Origin of the sequence: Algoriphagus sp. NF, assembly GCF_028823735.1 — a bacterium.
Lineage (GTDB): Bacteria > Bacteroidota > Bacteroidia > Cytophagales > Cyclobacteriaceae > Algoriphagus > Algoriphagus marincola.
In genome coordinates this window covers 42,201-61,540 of the sequence record NZ_JAPEIB010000008.1, presented here as the reverse complement: position 1 = coordinate 61,540, position 19,340 = coordinate 42,201, and the positions used below count along the sequence as shown (strand labels likewise).

At 42.1% G+C, this 19,340-nt stretch carries 18 protein-coding genes; 9 read left to right on the top strand and 9 right to left on the bottom strand.

Annotated elements, in window-relative coordinates:
* Nucleotides 1-4: 4 nt before the first annotated feature.
* Entirely contained in the window at nt 5-808 is an 804-nt protein-coding gene (locus tag OU792_RS05510) for an inositol monophosphatase family protein (RefSeq protein ID WP_026946253.1), read from the top strand.
* Here OU792_RS05510 and OU792_RS05505 read toward each other — a convergent pair.
* Complete coding sequence (locus OU792_RS05505) at nt 800-1,708, bottom strand: AEC family transporter (RefSeq protein WP_274669689.1); 909 nt, start codon at nt 1,706-1,708, stop codon at nt 800-802. The two genes, OU792_RS05510 and OU792_RS05505, sit on opposite strands and share 9 nt — an antisense overlap.
* A gap of 101 nt (nt 1,709-1,809) precedes the next feature.
* On the opposite strand from OU792_RS05505, the gene OU792_RS05500 reads away from it, so the two are divergent.
* Entirely contained in the window at nt 1,810-2,037 is a 228-nt protein-coding gene (locus tag OU792_RS05500) for a hypothetical protein (protein WP_026946251.1), read from the top strand.
* Between the two features lie 30 nt (nt 2,038-2,067).
* On the opposite strand, the gene OU792_RS05495 is transcribed toward OU792_RS05500, so the two are convergent.
* Entirely contained in the window at nt 2,068-2,442 is a 375-nt protein-coding gene (locus OU792_RS05495; RefSeq protein WP_274669688.1) for a UDP-glucuronosyltransferase, read from the bottom strand.
* Between the two features lie 195 nt (nt 2,443-2,637).
* Between OU792_RS05495 and OU792_RS05490 the strand changes: the two genes are divergently transcribed.
* The 3 genes from OU792_RS05490 (at nt 2,638) to rpiB (ending at nt 5,278) form a co-directional block, all read left to right on the top strand.
* Complete coding sequence (locus tag OU792_RS05490) at nt 2,638-3,906, top strand: serine hydroxymethyltransferase (protein ID WP_026946249.1); 1,269 nt, start codon at nt 2,638-2,640, stop codon at nt 3,904-3,906.
* A 17-nt stretch (nt 3,907-3,923) separates the two neighbouring features.
* Complete coding sequence (gene tatC / locus OU792_RS05485; RefSeq protein ID WP_100628612.1) at nt 3,924-4,775, top strand: twin-arginine translocase subunit TatC; 852 nt, start codon at nt 3,924-3,926, stop codon at nt 4,773-4,775.
* Between the two features lie 65 nt (nt 4,776-4,840).
* Nucleotides 4,841-5,278: a ribose 5-phosphate isomerase B gene (gene rpiB / locus OU792_RS05480; RefSeq protein WP_100628613.1), complete on the top strand. Its 438-nt coding sequence runs from the start codon at nt 4,841-4,843 to the stop codon at nt 5,276-5,278.
* Between the two features lie 16 nt (nt 5,279-5,294).
* Here the strand turns inward: rpiB and OU792_RS05475 are convergent, their stop codons facing one another.
* From OU792_RS05475 to OU792_RS05465, 3 genes are all read right to left on the bottom strand, one after another.
* The gene (locus tag OU792_RS05475) at nt 5,295-5,723 is read right to left on the bottom strand and encodes a GNAT family N-acetyltransferase (RefSeq protein ID WP_274669687.1); all 429 of its coding nucleotides are present in this window, start codon (nt 5,721-5,723) and stop codon (nt 5,295-5,297) included.
* Nucleotides 5,724-5,754: 31 nt separating this feature from the next.
* Nucleotides 5,755-6,957 carry a glycoside hydrolase family 18 protein gene (locus tag OU792_RS05470; RefSeq protein WP_274669686.1) on the bottom strand — a complete coding sequence of 401 codons (1,203 nt, stop codon included), beginning with the start codon at nt 6,955-6,957 and terminating at the stop codon, nt 5,755-5,757.
* A 372-nt stretch (nt 6,958-7,329) separates the two neighbouring features.
* Nucleotides 7,330-8,562 (bottom strand): M28 family peptidase, encoded by a 1,233-nt coding sequence (locus OU792_RS05465; protein ID WP_274669685.1) that lies wholly within the window; start codon nt 8,560-8,562, stop codon nt 7,330-7,332.
* A 74-nt stretch (nt 8,563-8,636) separates the two neighbouring features.
* On the opposite strand from OU792_RS05465, the gene OU792_RS05460 reads away from it, so the two are divergent.
* From OU792_RS05460 to OU792_RS05445, 4 genes are all read left to right on the top strand, one after another.
* Nucleotides 8,637-9,746: a TolB family protein gene (locus tag OU792_RS05460; protein ID WP_134200215.1), complete on the top strand. Its 1,110-nt coding sequence runs from the start codon at nt 8,637-8,639 to the stop codon at nt 9,744-9,746.
* A gap of 110 nt (nt 9,747-9,856) precedes the next feature.
* Entirely contained in the window at nt 9,857-10,777 is a 921-nt protein-coding gene (locus OU792_RS05455; protein ID WP_134200213.1) for a mechanosensitive ion channel family protein, read from the top strand.
* Nucleotides 10,774-11,841 carry a porin gene (locus tag OU792_RS05450; RefSeq protein ID WP_134200211.1) on the top strand — a complete coding sequence of 356 codons (1,068 nt, stop codon included), beginning with the start codon at nt 10,774-10,776 and terminating at the stop codon, nt 11,839-11,841. Before OU792_RS05455 ends, OU792_RS05450 begins: the two co-directional genes overlap by 4 nt.
* Before the next feature lie 9 nt (nt 11,842-11,850).
* Complete coding sequence (locus OU792_RS05445; protein WP_134200209.1) at nt 11,851-12,234, top strand: DUF2306 domain-containing protein; 384 nt, start codon at nt 11,851-11,853, stop codon at nt 12,232-12,234.
* Here the strand turns inward: OU792_RS05445 and OU792_RS05440 are convergent.
* From OU792_RS05440 to OU792_RS05425, 4 genes are all read right to left on the bottom strand, one after another.
* Complete coding sequence (locus OU792_RS05440; protein ID WP_134200207.1) at nt 12,231-13,760, bottom strand: cryptochrome/photolyase family protein; 1,530 nt, start codon at nt 13,758-13,760, stop codon at nt 12,231-12,233. The two genes, OU792_RS05445 and OU792_RS05440, sit on opposite strands and share 4 nt — an antisense overlap.
* 58 nt (nt 13,761-13,818) lie before the next feature.
* Nucleotides 13,819-14,829, bottom strand: a complete 1,011-nt coding sequence (locus OU792_RS05435) for a PorP/SprF family type IX secretion system membrane protein (RefSeq protein ID WP_274669708.1) — start codon at nt 14,827-14,829, stop codon at nt 13,819-13,821.
* An 897-nt stretch (nt 14,830-15,726) separates the two neighbouring features.
* Nucleotides 15,727-17,793 (bottom strand): T9SS type B sorting domain-containing protein, encoded by a 2,067-nt coding sequence (locus OU792_RS05430; RefSeq protein WP_274669684.1) that lies wholly within the window; start codon nt 17,791-17,793, stop codon nt 15,727-15,729.
* A gap of 465 nt (nt 17,794-18,258) precedes the next feature.
* A complete protein-coding gene (locus OU792_RS05425; protein ID WP_134200203.1) occupies nt 18,259-19,287 on the bottom strand; it encodes a phenylalanine--tRNA ligase subunit alpha in 1,029 nt (342 codons plus the stop codon).
* Nucleotides 19,288-19,340: the final 53 nt, after the last annotated feature.

The window sequence follows — 19,340 nt, the reverse complement described above, 5'->3', positions numbered from 1 at the left end:
GAGTATGAAAGATTCGGAATTAAAGAGACTCTTGGAGCAAACCCAAGAGGTGGCCAAGTCAGTCGGTGCATTTATCCGCAAAGAACGGCAGCATTTTGATGTCAAAAATGTGGAGCACAAGGGCTTCAATGATTTGGTATCCTATGTCGATAAAGAGGCTGAGCGACAAATCGTGGATCAATTATCAAAAATTTTTCCTGAAGCTGGTTTTATCACCGAAGAAGGCACCAATACTACACGTTCGGAAGTTTACAATTGGGTAATTGATCCTTTGGATGGTACTACGAATTTTATCCACGGTATTCCGGTATTTTCTGTCAGTATTGCTTTGATGGAACGGGATGAGGTGATCTTGGGAGTAGTATATGAAATTAATCTCCACGAGTGCTTTTACGCTATCAAAGGTGGAGGAGCATTCTGCAATGAAACACCGATTCAGGTGAGTGCCGCTCCAAATTTGGCCGCGTCCCTGATTGCTACGGGATTTCCTTATTACAATTTTGAGCAAATCGATAAATACCTAGCGGCTCTGAAATCGCTTATGCAATCGACGCATGGGCTTCGAAGATTTGGCTCTGCTGCTGTTGATTTAGCTTATGTCGCATCGGGAAGATTGGAGGGCTTTTTTGAATATAACCTGAATTCCTACGATGTAGCGGCGGGAGCTTTGATCGTGCAGGAAGCTGGAGGAAAAGTGACGGATTTTCTAGGAGGAGGAGATTATATCTTCGGCCGGCAGATTGTCGCGACCAATTCTAAAATTCACGATGAGTTTTTGATTGAATTGAATCGAATCTGGTCAGCCTAAAAACCAATACCAAATCCCAAGAGTAAAAACGGAGATCACCATTCCCAAGCCGGAAAGTAAAGCAGCTAATCTAGGTGCCAGATTATAATTAATAGCAACAATGGAGCCAGTGATCATGGGTGCCATGGCCGATTCCAATACGGTGACCTTGAATGTCAGTTCCTGCGGGTCTAGAAAATTCCGATAAATCAGAAAGACAATCACAGGAGCCAAAATCAGTCGATAACTCAATCCTAACCAGAAATAGGGGGATTTCAGGTCTCCTTTAACTATCCGAAATCGGAGGCCAATTGCCAACAAAGCAATCGGAGCCATGGTCTTTCCGATCCAAGTCAAAATCGGAATAAGACCTTCCGGCGTTTTCAATCCCAACAAACTCATCACAAGTGTACCGATCAAAAAACCAAAGGGAGGAAATTTGATAATTTTCAAGGGAATAGCACTGAGATTTCCCTTTTGATGGCTATATAGGGAGGCGATGACAATAGCCATCGAGGAAACTAGCAAGAAGGATCCACCTTGATCCATTAGCAAAGCCACCGGCAAGCCTGCTTTTCCATACAATGCTTCAATCACCGGGAATCCCAAAAAGGAAGTATTTGCCAAACCGGCAACAATGGCAAGGCAAGCGGTTACTTCCCGTGTCCAACCCAGTACTTTTCCCAGGATACCAAATAACGCCCAGGAGAGAAAAAAGGTCAACCAAGCTGCCGAAATAGGAATTAGCAAATTCCATCCCGGTTCAATTTGCGGAATGTAAAGCAAGGCTAGGGCAGGAAGTACTAGGTTAAATAGATAGCTATTGACCCAAAAAATCGCCCGCTCCACTGGAAAACCCGGCTTTCGCTGGAGATACAAACCTAAAAAGAGACAAGCTAAAGCGATGAAAGGGGCGATCATTGAGGCAATTTATAAATCTCAACTTTTATTAACATAAAAATAATTTGGCATCATTGTAGCAGCTTGATAATCAGACTAGTTTTGTATCAAGATAAAAAGCCATGACCAAACTTATACCGATTTTTATCAACGGAACTAACTGGATTCAGCTTTCCCAACTTCAGGGAGATCAAGCCCGAAAGTTGAGATCTTGGATTCCCAAAAATTGTCTGAAGAGTGTTCGCTATCAAGGATTGCTTTTGAAGGACTGCCTGGATTTTGAGACTTATGAGCTTTGGTTTCGAACACAGCAGGTAGCTGAGCCGAAGCTTGGGCTTTCAGACTTTTAAGCAAGCATTGCTATTCATACTCGGCTTGAATTATTCAAGCCCAAAATTTTTTCGCTTTTCGGCAAAATAAGTTTCCAAATCGGGATAAAAGTCACTACTAGCCTCAGGTATCCCATCCAGCACCAATTCCATTTTTCCATCCATTTCATCCTGATTGACCTGCATTCCTTCGATCAGATAAATCAAATCTTCTAAATTCATCGGCTCTTCCACCTTCGAAGGATATAATAGATACTCATTTCCATAAAAATCAACGACCTCAAGCTGTATCATTCGATCGAGTGCATGGGCGTAAATACTGATTTGCTCTCCCCATTGACTCTCCGGATAGTGAAGCTTCACCAGTAGCACTGAATTGCTGCCTTCTGAGAAATAGGTTTCTGGTCGGAATTTGAAATCAAGCATATAGCGAAATTAGCAAAAATGTGATGGAGACATCCTTCCAAAGCTTTGAGAAAGACCTTCTTTTGGATAAAAAAATCCATCTTCATTTCCCTTGCTTGCTACATTGGATTATCGGGAGTTTCGGGCTATTTTTGAACCTTGTAAGTGTTAAGCCCTCAGGAGCAAATTTCCAGTAGGCAATCAATCCCACAAATTATGCAAAGAGATAAGGTAGTATTTGATCTCATCGACAGAGAAGAAGACAGACAAAAGCGCGGAATCGAATTGATCGCCTCCGAAAACTTCACTTCAAAGCAGGTGATGGAGGCAGCAGGTAGCGTATTGACAAATAAATACGCGGAGGGCCTGCCCAAAAAGCGCTATTATGGAGGATGTGAGGTAGTAGATGAAATTGAGCAAATTGCTATCGATCGTGCCAAAGAGCTTTTCGGAGCTACTTGGGCTAACGTGCAGCCTCACTCAGGAGCTCAGGCCAATGCAGCAGTAATGCTTGCATGCCTAAAGGCTGGTGACGCTATTTTGGGATTTGACCTTGCTCACGGTGGACACCTGACTCACGGTTCTCCTGTCAACTTCTCGGGAAAATTATATGAACCTCACTTTTACGGTGTGGAAGAGGAGACGGGAGTCATTAATTATGACAAGGTGGAAGCCACTGCATTGGAAGTAAAACCCAAAATGTTGATTTGCGGAGCTTCTGCCTATTCAAGAGATTGGGATTATGAGCGTCTTCGAGATATCGCAGACCAAGTAGGAGCCATCTTATTGGCAGATATATCCCATCCATCAGGACTGATTGCCAGAGGCCTTTTGAATGACCCATTGGAGTTTTGTCATATTGTCACGACTACTACCCACAAAACCTTGCGTGGACCTAGAGGAGGTTTGATTTTGATGCGGGAGGATTTTGATAATCCATGGGGTATTAAAACTCCCAAAGGTGAAATCCGAAAAATGTCTTCTTTACTAGACATGGGCGTATTCCCGGGTACTCAGGGTGGACCATTGGAACACATCATTGCTGCTAAGGCGGTGGCTTTTCAGGAAGCACTTTCTGACGAATACATGGAATATATTCTTCAGGTGAAAAAGAACGCTGCTGTCATGGCAGAAGAATTTGTGAAATTAGGCTATAAGCTAATTTCTGGAGGGACTGATAACCACCTGATGCTAATTGATCTTCGGAATAAGGATCTGACTGGAAAAATCGCTGAAGAGACACTCGGTAAGGTAGATATCACGATCAACAAAAACATGGTGCCTTTTGACACTAAGTCCCCTTTTGTGACTTCCGGCATGCGCGTAGGTACTGCTGCCGTGACGACCCGTGGTCTGAAAGAAAAGGATATGACTAAAATCGTCCAATTGATCGACAAAGCCCTTATGAATCATAGTGACGAGGCTATTCTCAATCAAATCCGATCAGAAGTAAACGAATGGATGGTTCAGTTTCCATTGTATTAATTACCCAAATTTAAATCGTGGCATTAGACCAACTACAGGAAGAGGAAGAAGGAATGTCCTTCTTGGATCATTTGGAAGCACTACGATGGCACTTATTGCGATCGGTAGCTGCGATTTTGATTTTCACAGTCATAGCCTTTCTCTCCAAAAGCATCGTATTTGGAATCATCATTTTGGGCCCATCCAAAATTGATTTTCTGACTTACCGAGTCTTGTGTGACATCGCCATGTCACTCAATATACCGGCGCTTTGCATCGATGAACTTCCTTTCACCATCCAAAGTAGGCAGATGACTGGACAGTTCTCCATGCACATGACTTCCAGTTTTGTGGTAGGTTTTATTGTGGCCTTTCCCTACGTATTTTGGGAGGTTTGGCGATTTATCAGTCCAGGGCTTTACGATCAAGAAAAAAATGCTGCAAGAGGAGCTGTTTTCTTCGTGAGTTTGCTGTTCTTCCTTGGTGCTGCTTTTGGATATTATATCCTATCTCCGCTTTCGATCAACTTCCTTTCTAACTATAGACTGGACCCTTCCATTCTCAATGAATTCGATATCACTTCCTATGTGACGACTTTGACTATGTTGGTGCTTGCATCAGCTATCATGTTTCAGCTTCCGGTAGTGATCTATTTTCTGTCTATGAGTGGTTTGGTGACTTCAGGAATGCTCCGAACTTATCGTCGGCATGCCATTGTTGTGATATTGGTATTGGCAGCGGTAATTACCCCTCCTGATGTGATATCTCAGTTGCTGATTGCGATGCCGATTTTGGTGCTGTATGAGGCAGGGATTACCATTGCGAAGCGCCTGGAAAAGAAACGTGCACTCAAAGAAGCTGAGTACGAAAGACAATTTGACGACGAGTAATTGAATACATATTTTGTATCCTATAGCTTAAAACCATCTAATTGATAAATAAAATCTTATCCACTATGTCCAGAAAAATAGCAATTGGCGGTGACCATGCCGGGTTTGAATATAAAACTCAACTAATCCAGAAGCTTGAAAAGTCTGGCTATGAGGTCAAAGATTTTGGCCCATTCTCTGATGCTTCAGTCGATTACCCTGACTATGTACATCCGCTTTGCAGCGCTGTGGAAAGTGGAGAATTTGAAAAAGGCATCGTCATCTGTGGAAGTGGAAATGGGGTAGCCATTACTGCCAATAAGCATCAGGGAATTCGAGCTGCTCTCTGCTGGAATGAAGCCATTGCATCACTTGCACGACGTCACAACGACGCAAATGTGATCGCCATTCCCGCCCGTTTTATCCCCTATGAGCAAGCAGAAAACCAAGTGGATATTTTTCTGACGACTGAGTTTGAAGGAGGTCGCCATAGCAAGCGAGTAAATAAAATTGCCTGCAGCTAACCTGAGAAGGATTTAATCAAAGCCTTTTCGAAAAATAGATTCTTCTATGGCCCATTGGAAAGTCCTTGATCTCTCCGATAGGCTGATAACCATTTTTTAAGTAAAATTTCTCTGCCTGAAAATCAAATGTATCCAGCATAGCGATTACGGCTCCTTTTTTTCTAGCAAGAGTCTCGATATAGGCTAAAATCCGGCTTCCAAGGCCCATCCCTCTATATTTTTCATGGACCCAAAGGGCCCGAATTTCCAACCCATTCCAGTAACCTATTCCCCCAAGAATCCCACCGATCTCCACTCCTTCCTTCGTTTTTGCCACAAAATCAAAAGAGGTCCAGTTTGGAGCAAGAGGGGGCACCTGACTGAGGTTGAACTCATTCAAACCATCTGAGATAAATTTTATTTCTTGACCATTGCAAGGCTCTATTGATATTTCGCTTATTCTCACCACTGATAGATTTATTCGACTTTTTGATACATTAATTAGCTGCCTTATAAATCGCATCCAACAAAGAACCCGATTCTTTGGTGTCGTTACCCAATTCCCAGAACATGATGCCTCCCAAACCCTTTTCCATAGCATACTTGGTTTTCAAGGCAACTGAAACTGTATCATCGTAGGAGACAAAAAGACTATCCTCTTGATTATACATGTATGGAGCTTGGGCTTTTTCATCCCAAAATCGCTCGAAACTAGCATCAACCTCATATTCATCACGAATCCGGTGATAGGCCATCCAACCAATATGTAAGCCTCCACTTAGCTGGTACAAACCATTATGGGCTGGAGGAACACCTTTCCAAACTCGGCCATAAAATGCTCCGCCTATGACAATTTGCTCTGGGTTTACCCCTTCTTCAATTAGAAAATCGACAATTTTCTGGGCTGATCTGGGATGAGGATCCAAGTTTTCTCCACTTTGATACAAGCTATCCAAGTGAGACCCAAATGGAGTCTCATTTACATCATTCGCGCTCATTTTGCCCAGGGGCGTATGATGCCCTGTGTAAATGGACACGCCAGATACTTGATCATAGGTCATCACATTGGTGAAATCAGCATATTTCATGACCTCTTCCATTTCCACAAAATCAAAATATCGCTTCCAGCCAGCCGAGGCAAAGGTCAATATTTTGGGTGATTCGAAACTGTCCAACATCTCCCGAAGCCCTTTCATCAGTGCCGTGAAGTTCTGCGTATCCTCATCCCGTGCTTTGGTTCCAGCTCCGGATATCCCTGGATATTCCCAATCCATATCCATACCGTCTAGTTGATATTTGGCAATGAAATCCCGGACACTTTGAATGAATTTGGTACGGCTTTCGGCTGTCAAAGCCATGTCCGAAAATCCATCAGCACCCCAACCTCCACAAGCGATCATGACTTTCAGATTTGGATTTCGCTCTTTTTGCCTGACCAAAGCCTCTAATTTGGGACCTGAATTTTCTGGATTTCTAAACTTCATTTCCCCATCAACGACGTGTGTGAAAGAAAAAATTATATGTGTCAGCTTTTCTACAGGAATTTCCTCTGGCTGAAAATTCCGCTCCGGCACATAGTAGGCCATAATTACTGGCCCTTTTGAAGGAACATCTTCGGATTCATTGGAAGTAGAATTGGAACAACTCCATAGGATACTGGAAATAAAAAAGAAAAAGAGAAGCTTGGCGGATCTAGACAAGGGAAATGGGATTTAACTTGATTAAAATTTTTAATAAAGTTAAAAATAAATAAGAAGAGGGAAGAAGGATTAACGACGGAAACGAAACCTCAATCTTTTCTACCAGCCATCAAGTGTAGATGAACAATGAACCCTGATCCTTAGAATCAGAACTCTTTGAATGGGAAAAATTTCGAACATCGAATGATGAATACTGAATATCGAAGAAGGTCCATAACAGTGGTCTTTTTTCACCACAGAGGCACATAGGAAAAGTAAGATTTACGAACTACGATTTACGAGGGGAATGGAAACCTCAATCTTTTCTATCAGCCATCATGCGTTGATGAACAATGAACCTTGAACTCAGAACCCTGAACCCTGAACCTTAAACTAAAACCTCACCTTAGTCTCTACTCTTTTACCATCCCGCTCATAAGCCACCTGCGTTTCTTGTCCCGGTTGAAAAGCTCCCAAAGCCCGCATATAACTCATCATATCCACGATCGTAGAGTCTCCCAACTGAACTACAATATCCCCTTTTTGCAAACCTGCTTTTTGGGCTGGTTTATCTTCGGATACTCCATCAATTCGCATTCCTTTTCCATCATATAAATAATCCGGAACTACCCCAAGTGTAACTGTAAATCTTGGAGAATCACCGGAACTGTCTTTCGTTTTAGTAAAAGCTAATTTTGGCTCCGTGTCAAGCTGCTCAATCAGTCGATCAATGTATCGAACCACCTGAAGTAAGCCCTCATAGTTGATCTTCTCAGAGTCATCCGAGGGACGGTGGTAGTCTTCATGCTGACCGGTGAAAAAGTGTAAAACCGGCAAGTCCTGCAGATAAAAAGACGTATGGTCTGAAGGACCTACGCCAGATTCTGAAATAACCAACTTGAGACTGTCGCTATTGACCAGATCCAATGCCGGAACAAAGCTAGGACTGGTACCAACTCCATTGATCGCCAAAGTTTTTTCCTCGTTTAGACGGCCAACCATGTCCATATTGATCATATAATTGACTGTTTCTAGATCGATGGTAGGGTTTTTTACAAAATAATTGGAACCCCAAAGGCCATTTTCCTCTCCGGAAAAGGCGATAAACAGAAAATTAGACTGGCGCTTTTCATCCACCAATAGCTCAGCCAATGCTGCTAAGGCAGCCGTCCCGGAAGCATTATCATCCGCACCATTATGAATCGCAGAGTCACCTCGATGCAGAGAGCCTGATCCACCATACCCAAGGTGATCAAAATGAGCTCCAATCACGATAGTCTGAGCAGCTTGGTTGTCGATAAAACCTATCACATTTCGGCCTGTGACACCCTCCCCATCTGTACCAATCACTGCCTCCTCATGAGGATTGCTTGGCTTAGAAACGGTAAATTCCTGAAAAAAACCGTCTGTGCCTTTGGGCGAAATCCCGATCTCACTGAAGCGCTCAGCCAAATACTCCGCAGCTTTTACTTCACCATCAGTACCAATGGCCCGACCCTCTAATTGGTCAGCAGCTAAGTAGGTCACATCCTTTTTAAGATCATTGATTAAATCTGTATCACTCGGGGCGGATTGGCAGGCAAAAGCCAAAGCTCCAATAAGTCCAACTATTTGATATTGCTTCATGGTTCTATTTTGATTTAGCCCAAAGATAATAATTGGTATCTTCGCGCTGCAATAAATACAAACTGAAGATTTCTATGCGTTTCTATTTCCCGCTTTTATTGATTTTAATCATCGCCTGTGTGCCAAAAAATTCCGAGCAAACGGCAGAGAGCACTCCAACACATACGGCTTTGGATTCCGCGCTTCTTTCGGAAAATGAAATGAAATACCTTCGAAATATCAAGCAGTTGACTTTCGGAGGGAATAATGCTGAAGCTTACTGGTCATTTGATGATGAAATGCTCGTTTTCCAATCCGATTATTCAGGTTGGGGAGCTGAGTGCGATCAAATTTTCTACACCAACTGGAAAACAGACGACCTCAAAAACATTATGCCTCAACGCCTTTCTACAGGACTTGGGCGAACTACCTGCTCCTATTTTCTTCCGGGAAACCAAAGTATCGTCTATGCCTCCACCCATTTGGGAGGAGATGACTGCCCTCCTGTACCCGAGCGAAGATCAGATGGCAAGTACGTTTGGCCGATCTATGATAGCTATGATATTTTCACCGCAGATTTGGAGGGCAATATTTTAGCTCAACTCACCAATGATCCTGGCTATGACGGAGAGGCCACTCTATCTCCCCAAGGGGACAAAATCGTCTTCACTTCCATGCGAACCGGTGATTTGGAGCTTTTCACTATGAATATTGATGGATCGGATGTCAAGCAAATCACTTCTGATCTGGGATATGATGGAGGAGCTTTTTTCTCACCTGACGGCAGCAAGCTAGTATGGCGTGCTTCTCGCCCACAAACAGAGGAGGAAAAAGCCGAATATCTAGAGCTTTTGGCTGAAGGACTGGTGAAGCCGACCGAAATGGAGCTTTATGTTTCCAATGTGGATGGAAGTGATATTCAGAAAATCACCGATTTGGGTCAGGCTAACTGGGCACCGTTTTTTCATCCTTCGGGAGAAAAAATCATTTTCGCCTCCAATCATCATACAGAAAGAGGATTTCCTTTTAATCTGTACATGATTAATTTGGACGGAACAGGACTAGTGAGAATTACCGAAAATGACACTTTCGATGCCTTCCCTGTATTCTCTAATGATGGAAAACACCTAGTTTTCTCATCCAACCGAAACAATGGCGGTACACGAGATACCAACTTATTTGTAGCAGAATGGATTGGTGATTAATTGATCCATAAAAAATTCACAAGAGCCCTCCTTGCTTTAGGCAAGAAGGGCTTTTTTTTGATTAGACCTGATCCTTCCTTATTTTACTAATTCGCTCAACCTATTTTTACATGAAAAATTTCCGACGACTAATAATTCCCTTTTTGGTCACGCTGGTATTAGTACTTGCAAAAATCTACTTCCGTGAAGAATCTGCTAACTGGACCGGTTTATTTTCAGTCCTACCCCATATCAATACCATCTTGATTATTCTAGGTTTTACCTGGTGTCTCTTGGTCTTGACAGGTATTTTGAAACGAGTATTCTTGAAGCAGTTTGATATCAGTCAAGAGAATAATCTCCGAGCCAGAAAAGTCTACACCCAGCTTAACATCCTTCAAAAGATTGTCAATTTTATTATTATCATTCTTGGAATTGGGTTGATTTTGGTCTCTTTTGAACCCATCCGTAAAATCGGTGTCGGGCTTTTTGCCTCAGCAGGAGTAGCTGGTATCATCATTGGTTTTTCAGCTCAGAAAGCCATCGGCACATTGGTCGCAGGAATTCAGATTGCATTCGCTCAGCCTTTTCGGCTGGATGATGCCGTGGTGGTCGAAGGTGAATGGGGCTGGATCGAGGAGATCAATCTGACCTATGTTGTGGTCAGGATTTGGGATCAACGTAGACTGGTGCTACCGACAACCTACTTTTTGGAAAAACCCTTTCAAAACTGGACTAGGACCTCAGCGGACATCATTGGATCGGTATTTCTTTATACAGATTATTCGGTTCCTTTCGATGCACTTCGTGAAGAGCTGGATCGGATTCTTGAAAATACCCCGCTTTGGGATAAAAAAGTAAAGGTTTTACAGGTGACAGATGCTAAGGAGCGCACCGTGGAGAGTCGAATCTTAGTTTCTGCCAAGAACTCGCCGACTGCTTGGGACTTGCGTGTGCACGTCCGGGAAAAAATGATTGAATTCTTGCAGAAAAACTACCCTGCCGCACTTCCACGAACCCGAGTCGTTCTAGAGGAAAACAAAAAGACATGAGAAAATCACTCCTGATATTCCTTCTTGTTTTTTCATCGCCTGCCTTTGCTCAAGAGAATTCTACAAATTCATTACAATTTGATATCTCGGCCTTTTTGGATGTCTACTATGGATATGATTTTGTCGATCAAATGGGTGTGGAAAACAGGCTTCCTTTTCTTTACAATCATACCAACCAAAACCGGATGGGTATCAATTTGGCCTTGGTAACGCTGGGGGTAAAAACCGACTACCTTCGGGCTAACTTGGGAATTCAGCAGGGAACCTATGCCCGGGATAATTATGCCAACGAACCCGAACTCTTTCAATGGATTCATCAGGCGAATGTGGGCGTGGCTCTGGACAAGAACAGAAAGTTTTGGATAGATGCTGGAGTGCTTCCATCACACATTGGCTTTGAAAATGCCGTATCGACAGAAAACCTGACTTTATCTCGATCGATCATTGCCGAGAATAGTCCCTATTTTGAAACGGGCTTACAGCTAAGCTGGCAAAAGGATGAGCGCTGGTACTTTGCCTTTTTGTATCTGAATGGCTGGCAGCGCATTAGAGCCATTCCAGGGAGAAATAGACCTTCTTTTGGCACTCAAGCCACATATACTCCCAACGAAAACATCAAATTGAATTGGAGCACATTCATAGGAACTGATCAACCCTTGGAAGCTGAAACGATGCTGTACTTTACTAATTTCTATGGGGATTTTAAGCTTGGTGAAGGCTGGAGACTCATCGCCGGATTGGATGGAGGTAGAAGGACTTTGGCCTTTGATTTTGATCGTAATTGGTGGGGGATGTCTGCCATTCTACAGAGACAGTTTTCAGAAAAAATAGCTTCAGCCCTTCGCTTCGAATATTACAATGATCCATTTCAGGCTATCGCTACGAGCCTCATCGACCAAGGAATCCAGACAAGTGGCATTTCACTGAATGGTGACTGGAAATTGGGAAAAATTGCCACCTTCAGATTAGAGGGGCGTTGGCTGACAGGGCCGGTGCTGGGTATTGATAGCGGCAATTCTGATAATTATTTTCTCTTGGGGTCTTTTGCTTTATCTTTCAATTAAATTAAGCCAATGGTTTACGAGATTTTAATGTACCTGCATTTAGCCACAGTGGTTCCATGTGTATTTTTGGGCGCATATTTATTACTTGCCAAGAAAGGTGGACTTTTTCATCGAAAGTTGGGTGCCATTTACATGGTCTTGATGATTATCACAGCGATTCTGGCTTTGTTTATGGAGGCACGTGTTGGACCCGTTTTCCTAGGACATTTTGGTTGGATTCACCTTTTCTGTTTTCTAGTGCTTTGGACTGTGCCGACAGCTTTCTTAGCCATTCGAAAAGGAAAAGTAAAAAGCCATCAGCGCAAAATGGTGTTGCTTTACATCGGTGCAATTTTGATCGCTGGAGGGTTTACCTTTTCACCGGGAAGGTTCCTTCATGAGCTCTTTTTCTAAAGCTCATTAATATTTGAAAGATAGCTCTCCGCCTGTTCTAAAATTTCCTGCTTGTTTTTCAGCTTATCAAGTGTCCGATAGGCCATTCCAATCCGTGGATTCTTTTCCAATTTCTCCCGATTTCTCTCGTAAAAATGCCAATACAAGCTATTGAAGGGACAGGCCTTGTCGCCCACTTTCTCTTTATGATTATAGGCACAATGATCACAGTAATTGCCTTGTTTTTTAATGTAATTGGCAGAGGAAACATACGGCTTGGTGCCAACGATTCCACCATCTGCAAATTGACTCATGCCCCGGGTATTGGTAATCTCCACCCACTCGATCGCATCGATGTAAATACCCAAATACCACTTATCAATCTCATCGGGATGGATTCCTGCTAGCAAAGCAAAGTTACCCGTGACCATCAATCGCTGAATATGATGTGCATAGGCCAAGTCAAGCGATTGACCGATGGCCTCCGAAAGACATTTCATTTTGGTCTTTCCAGTCCAAAACCAATCCGGAAGCTTACGATCATGGCCGAAGAAATTCATCTCTGCATAATCGGGCATTTTGGCCCAATACACACCTCTCATATACTCTCGCCAACCAATAATTTGCCGGATAAAACCTTCTACTTGAGAGATAGAAATTTCCTTTCGGTGACCTTCCCAATAGCTTTCTACTTTCTGTACCACCTCCAGCGGAGACAGCATCTTACTATTCATCGCAAAACTCAATCTGGAATGGAATAAAAAGGCGTCCCAAGTTGTCAAAGCATCCTGATAATCTCCGAAATGAATCAGTAGATTTTTGCAGAAATGGTCTAGCACCTCCAAACACTCTTTTCTACTCGTAGGCCAGGGGAAATTTTCAGCATCAACCTTCCCGATGGTTTTCACACCGGATTTTTCCAGCATTTCCAATAGTCCCGAAAGATCCTTTGGATGTGCTTTGGGTTTTTTTAGGAGCTTGGAATCCTTGAGAGCAGAGCGGTTTTCATGATCAAAATTCCATTTTCCCTCCACAGGTTCCTTGCCATCCATCAGGATGTCATATTTTTTTCGCATCTCCCGATAGAATGACTCCATCAGGTAGGTTTTCTTTCCTTTGAAAAATTCTTCCAAAAATGCTCTTTTAGTAAGAAAATGCTCTGAATCGACCGAATCGGTAGAAATCTTCAGGTTCTTGCAAATTGAGCGCAATTGCTCGTCGAGGCGGTATTCATCGGGCAGTTGGTATTCAAACTTTTCGATCCCTTCATCATTCACAAGCTGCTGAATCAATTTTTCGAGATCCTGCGGGTTTTTCGGATCATCTAATTTGAAATAGCGCATTTGATGGCCCTGAGTTTCGATTTCGGAAGCAAAATTCCGCATCGAGTCAAAAAAGGCCAAGACTTTTTGAACGTGGTGATTTACATAATCCGTCTCCTGTCGCATCTCGGCCATGAGGTAAATGTGATCATCACTTTTCTCCTCAAACCAAGAATGCGATTGATTCAATTGATCTCCAAGAATTAAGCGTAGCGTTTTTGGCATAAAAAAAGGGCTTTATGATAATTAAAGCCCTTTTAACCAAGCATTGTTTATGAGAAACTTAATATTTGAAGCAAGGCATGGAGGACTTTCGGCCTGCTCCTTTGGCATTACCTGCAAGGAAACTATATCGAATAGAAATTTCGTGAGCACCACCGGTATTTGCATTGCCCAATGATGAAAGTGTAAAGTCATGACTATAACCCACATCCAATCCTCCACCTAGCGAAATACCCACCAATGCAATGACTGCTTCATTATTTGGAAGAGCGCTTTGACCAACAGGGATTCCTCGATACCAAACTCCAAGAACTAAAGGCTGGATATTTACTTGTGTTCCTAGATCAAGCTGTGTGAAGGGTCCTTGATTCTTATAATTGAAAGCAAAGGTCAATTCTCTTGTACCAGTTCGCTGATTATAGAATGCACGGGAATTTCCTCCAGAAAGATCAAATTTGACTCCACCGTGAGCAGATAGCTTGAGCGGCAACTCGCTGATTTCTCCATCGATGAATGAAATGTTCGGCTGGGTTACATGGTGTGCAGAAGCTCCAAACCAAATATTTTCATTGTGGAAAAGCATTCCGAAACTATAGTCCACAAACTGATGACGCATATCTTCTCCTAGGTTTTCACCCGAAAAATCACCAATTGCACCAGTTTGATCATCTATTTGACTACCGAAAATCATATCGCCGAAATAGGCATCTCGATCTTGGTAGCTCACCTGACCACCTACACGGAGAAAGGAACGGAAGCCTAAGCGAGCACGGTAAGAATAAGCAGCACCTATTTCCGTAATACTCAAATTGGCCATGCTTTGATCAGACTGGTTGAAAATCAAACCCACTCCACTATTTGCTCCAAAAATATAATGATCAATATAGGCAGAATAAGAATTGAAGGACTGATCCAATCCTGGCCACTGGTTTCGATAATTGACACCAATCTGAGTCATCTCAGTAGATCCGGCCATAGCTGGATTGAGATAGAGTGGATTAGCATAGAACTGAGAATACTGCACATCCTGGGCCTGAAGGCTCAAGCTGGCAATACAAAAGGCGATCAACAAATAAAGCCTTCTTAATAATCTTTGCTGATTATGGTGAGGCTTGAGGTTTTCTACTTGAAGAGATTCAAATGCAAACTGAGCCAAGCCATCAGATTTGATTACCCCATCCTGAAAAGGAGCGGAAATCGATAATTGATATGGTAGCCGTGTGTTTTTCACTTTTGAAGAATTTCAGGATGGTGTTTTTGATTTATAAATCGAATATTTTGTATTTCATTTTTTAGAATATTATTTTATGTAAATCATATACAGCAAAATGATATTCTATTAATTGCCTTGTTCGATTTAAATATATGTACATTATTCTTTAAAACAAGCATTTTCAATTAGCTCGAAAAAATGAAATACAGCTAAAAATTGTCTTATTTTTCTTCAAATTATACCATTATCAAAAAAGGTCATAAATGAAACTTTTTTCTGGATATGAAATGAAATTGTCTTGAAAATCAGGCTTAAAAAAAATTTGAATTTTTTTAAAAAAAATAATTTGGAAACAACCTAACAATCAGAAAATCATTTGATTTACTGTCAATTATAAAATTTTTTGACCCGTCTGGAATCCTACATTTTAGAAGAAATCACCCCAAAGAATTGTAAGGATCCCCGAATAAATGAGAATCAGTTTTTAATCAGCTGTATAATTTGCTTAAATACTTTCTCCAGAAAAATCTCGAAAGCATAAATTGTGTAGGAAAGAGCTAGTAAGTATTTAGGCTTTGGTAATCTTGAATAAGTAGATCAAGCCCGAAAAAATAATAACCTATTTGTCCAGGATGGTAGCCAATAGCTGTGGAATAGCTGGAGGGGATAAAGTCAAAAAGCAGTCTAGAGCATGAGAAATACTCCAGCTGAAAATTATCAAAACAAGAGAAATGGAAACTCTTCCCTTACTCTGATTTATCGGATTAGGGTGACTCCTCCTGTTTTCTCCTTTTGGTTGGAGTCTTGATCGGTATAGGTGATTCGATAGAGGTAATTCCCAGCAGGTAGGAGTTGACCTTTATAGGTACCGTCCCATCCTTTGCTTTCGGGAGAATTGGTGAAGAACATTTTCTCTCCCCAAGTATTGAAAATCTCCAGAGTAAAGGATTTGATATTCTTAATTTTAGGAATAAAGGTGTCATTTAATCCATCTCCATTTGGAGTAAAGGCGTTTGGAATCACTACCTGAGCTTCAGCGGTAATTACCTGAACACTGCTCACCTCATCGGTGGAGCAACCAAAGATATCATACCCGGTAAGTTTCACTTCGTATGTCCCTGGGTCTTGATAAACGTGTATTGGATCTTTTTCTGTGGAAGAAACACCGTCTCCAAAGCTCCATTCCCACGCGATTATCTCTGGACTTATTTGACTCTCAAAAAGGATTTCTTCATCAATAAATACCTCAGGCTCTGTGGTAATTTGAAGCTTTCTGTACTTAAAGTCTAATCTTCCACTTTGATTGATTTGAGAAGGAAAATCAAGAACTGCAGAAACATTTGAACTACAACCCGTAGCGTCAGTTACGGTCACTTCCACCACACCCGCTTGGAAATAGTTGATTTCTCGAGTGTTCTTTTCCCCGGAACTCCAAGAAATCGTGAAAGGCTCCTTGCCTCCTGTAATGGAAACCCATGCATGACCGGTGACACTTCCCTGCTCACAGTTCACATCTAGTGCAGATTCTATCCGAGCAGTGACAGCTTCAGATTGAGACACACTATAACTTCCGCTAATAGTACATCCCGACTCATCAGTTATGCTTACTTCATAAGTACCGGCAGCTAAACCTGTTCGGTTCAATTCACCAGATACTCCGTCTGCCCATGTAACGGTGACTTGGCCCTTGCCTCCTTTGTGAGCGATTTTTATTGCTCCGTCTGCTTCGCCGGTGCAGCTTTGATTTGAAATCTCAATTAGATCCAGACTCAATGCAGATTCAGCTTTCAATTCTACTTGCTGATCTATAAAACAACCAGAAGCATCGGTAATTCTAGCAGAATAAATTCCTGCAGGAAGGTTTTCCAATTCCGCTCCACTGGCCCCATTATTCCAAGTAATCGTATAAGGCGCAGTACCACCGATTACATTTAGATCGATTGTACCATTGGAATCAGAAGAGCAACTTGGATTGATAAACTCTGCTTCTACTTCCATGGACTTGGGCTCTTCCACTCGATAACTAGCCTGCATGGTGCATCCGCCTTGATCTTGAATAAGCACATCGTAGATTCCAGCAGATACATTTGATAGATCCTTTGACTTTATCCCATTACTCCATATATAAGTGTATGGTGCTTGTCCGCCAGAAACATTCAAGGTGATAGACCCATCATTTTTACCTGCACAGCTTGCATCAACAACCGATTCAGTGACCTGCATCCCAGCCTCCTTTGAGTTGATTTGAAAACTCATAGACACATCACAGTTGTATCTATCGGCTACTGTGACTATATAAGTTCCTGGCTTCAAGTCATTAGCCTCCCAAGAATCCTGAAGACCATGGCTCCAAGTCACTTTATATGGCTCTCCACGACCGATTTTGACGGAAATCTTCGCTGAGCCATCAGCAGAAGAACCGCAAGATGCGTCAGTTTTTTCCACTGGATTGAGGATTAATGGAAATGGAGGCTGTACCACTATATTCTCAATGTGCTTCAATCCTTGAGAGTCTGTAATCTCAACTGTGTAAGTACCCGCATACAGATTGCCTCTGTTTTGAGTTGTTTCCTTGGTGTTCCATAGGAAAGTATAAGGAGGAACTCCTCCCGTGACATCTAAAATGATAGATCCTCGTTCGCTGTGTGAACATAGAGCAAGCTTTCCACTTACATCGACTTGGATTCCGTTAAAACTCAAGATCCGGTCATTCTCGGATTTTGGAATTTCAAAGGCATATTGTCCAAGGGCGTTGGAAACCACGACTAAGCTCAAGAGGAGAGCTAGCGTTACGAAATAATATGTGGTTTTAAAGCTTTTCAATTAATGTAGATTTCAACAGGTCTATTTTGCCTTATGAATTGATATTTCTGTATTTCAAATTTTAGAATATTATTTTTTGTATATCGAATACAGCAAAATGATATTCTAAATATTCTTCTGTTCGATGGAAATTTATATCATTTATTCTTTTGGACAAGTGATTTTTATCATGGCCAAGAAATCAATTCCAGCTAAAAATTGTCTTATTTTTCTTCAAATTGTACCATTATCAAAAAAGGTCATAAATGAAGCTTTTTTCTGGTGATAAAATGTAAAAGCGCTGAAAATCAAGGGCGAAAAAAATTTTAAAATTTTTTCAATTTTTTTTGAAAAATGTCACTACTGACTGAGAAACAGGTCCTTTCGAAGGAGATTCATAGAAATACACCCCATATCAGAAAAAGTAAAAACAACAAAAAAACCTCTTCTAGGTGGAAGAGGTTCTTAATGATTTGAAATGCTACATTAAAGTAGGGGTCTGAATTGCCTCAGGAACCTTACGTCGTTCTCAGTGAATAGTCGTAGATCCTTGATCTGATACTTAAGCATAGCAATCCGCTCGATTCCCATACCAAAGGCAAAGCCGGTATATTTATTCGAGTCGATTCCGCAGTTTTCCAGAACGTTAGGATCAACCATGCCGGAGCCTCCGATTTCGACCCAGCCGGTACCCTTACAGACATTGCAGCCTTTACCTCCACAAAGCAGACAAGAAATATCAATCTCCGCACTTGGCTCAGTGAAAGGGAAATAGGAGGGTCTGAACCGAACTTTAGTCCCTTTTCCAAACATCTCCTTCGCAAAATGATAGAGCGTATTTTTTAAATCGGCGAAACCAACATTCTCATCTACATAAAGCCCCTCGACCTGATGGAAGATGCAATGTGCACGCGCGGAAATAGCTTCGTTTCGATAGACTCTTCCCGGAGAAAGCGTTCTAATCGGTGGCTTTTGATTTTCCATCACCCGTACCTGTACGGAAGAAGTATGCGTCCGCAAGGCGATATCCGGGTTTTTCTCGATGAAAAAGGTGTCCTGCATCTCGCGGGCAGGGTGATTTTCCGGGAAGTTGAGTGCGGTGAAGTTATGCCAATCGTCTTCGATTTCAGGACCTTCCGAAAGGTTGAAACCGATACGTTCGAAAATCTCAATGATCCGTTGTCTTGTAGCCGTAAGTGGATGAATTCCCCCTATGGATTGATTAGAAGGGGGCAAGGTAAGATCCAGGTCAGCAGACTTAGACTTTTTAGAGGACTCATTGACCCGATCTATAAGCTCCTGAAATTTTGCTTCAGCCGCCTGCTTGACCCCATTGATCAGCTGCCCATACTCGCGCTTCTTTTCATTAGGAATTTTGCCCATTTCAGCAAAAAGTTCGCCCACCACGCTTTTCTTGGAAATGAATTTCATCCGAAAAGCTTCCAGTTCTTCTTTATTCTTGGCTTTAGCCTGAGCTATTGCTTTTTTGATGGCTACTATTTTGTCCTGATTCATGGAAATTTATTCTAAAGGCACAAAGCTACAATTTTTAGCTTTTTGAGCAGAAT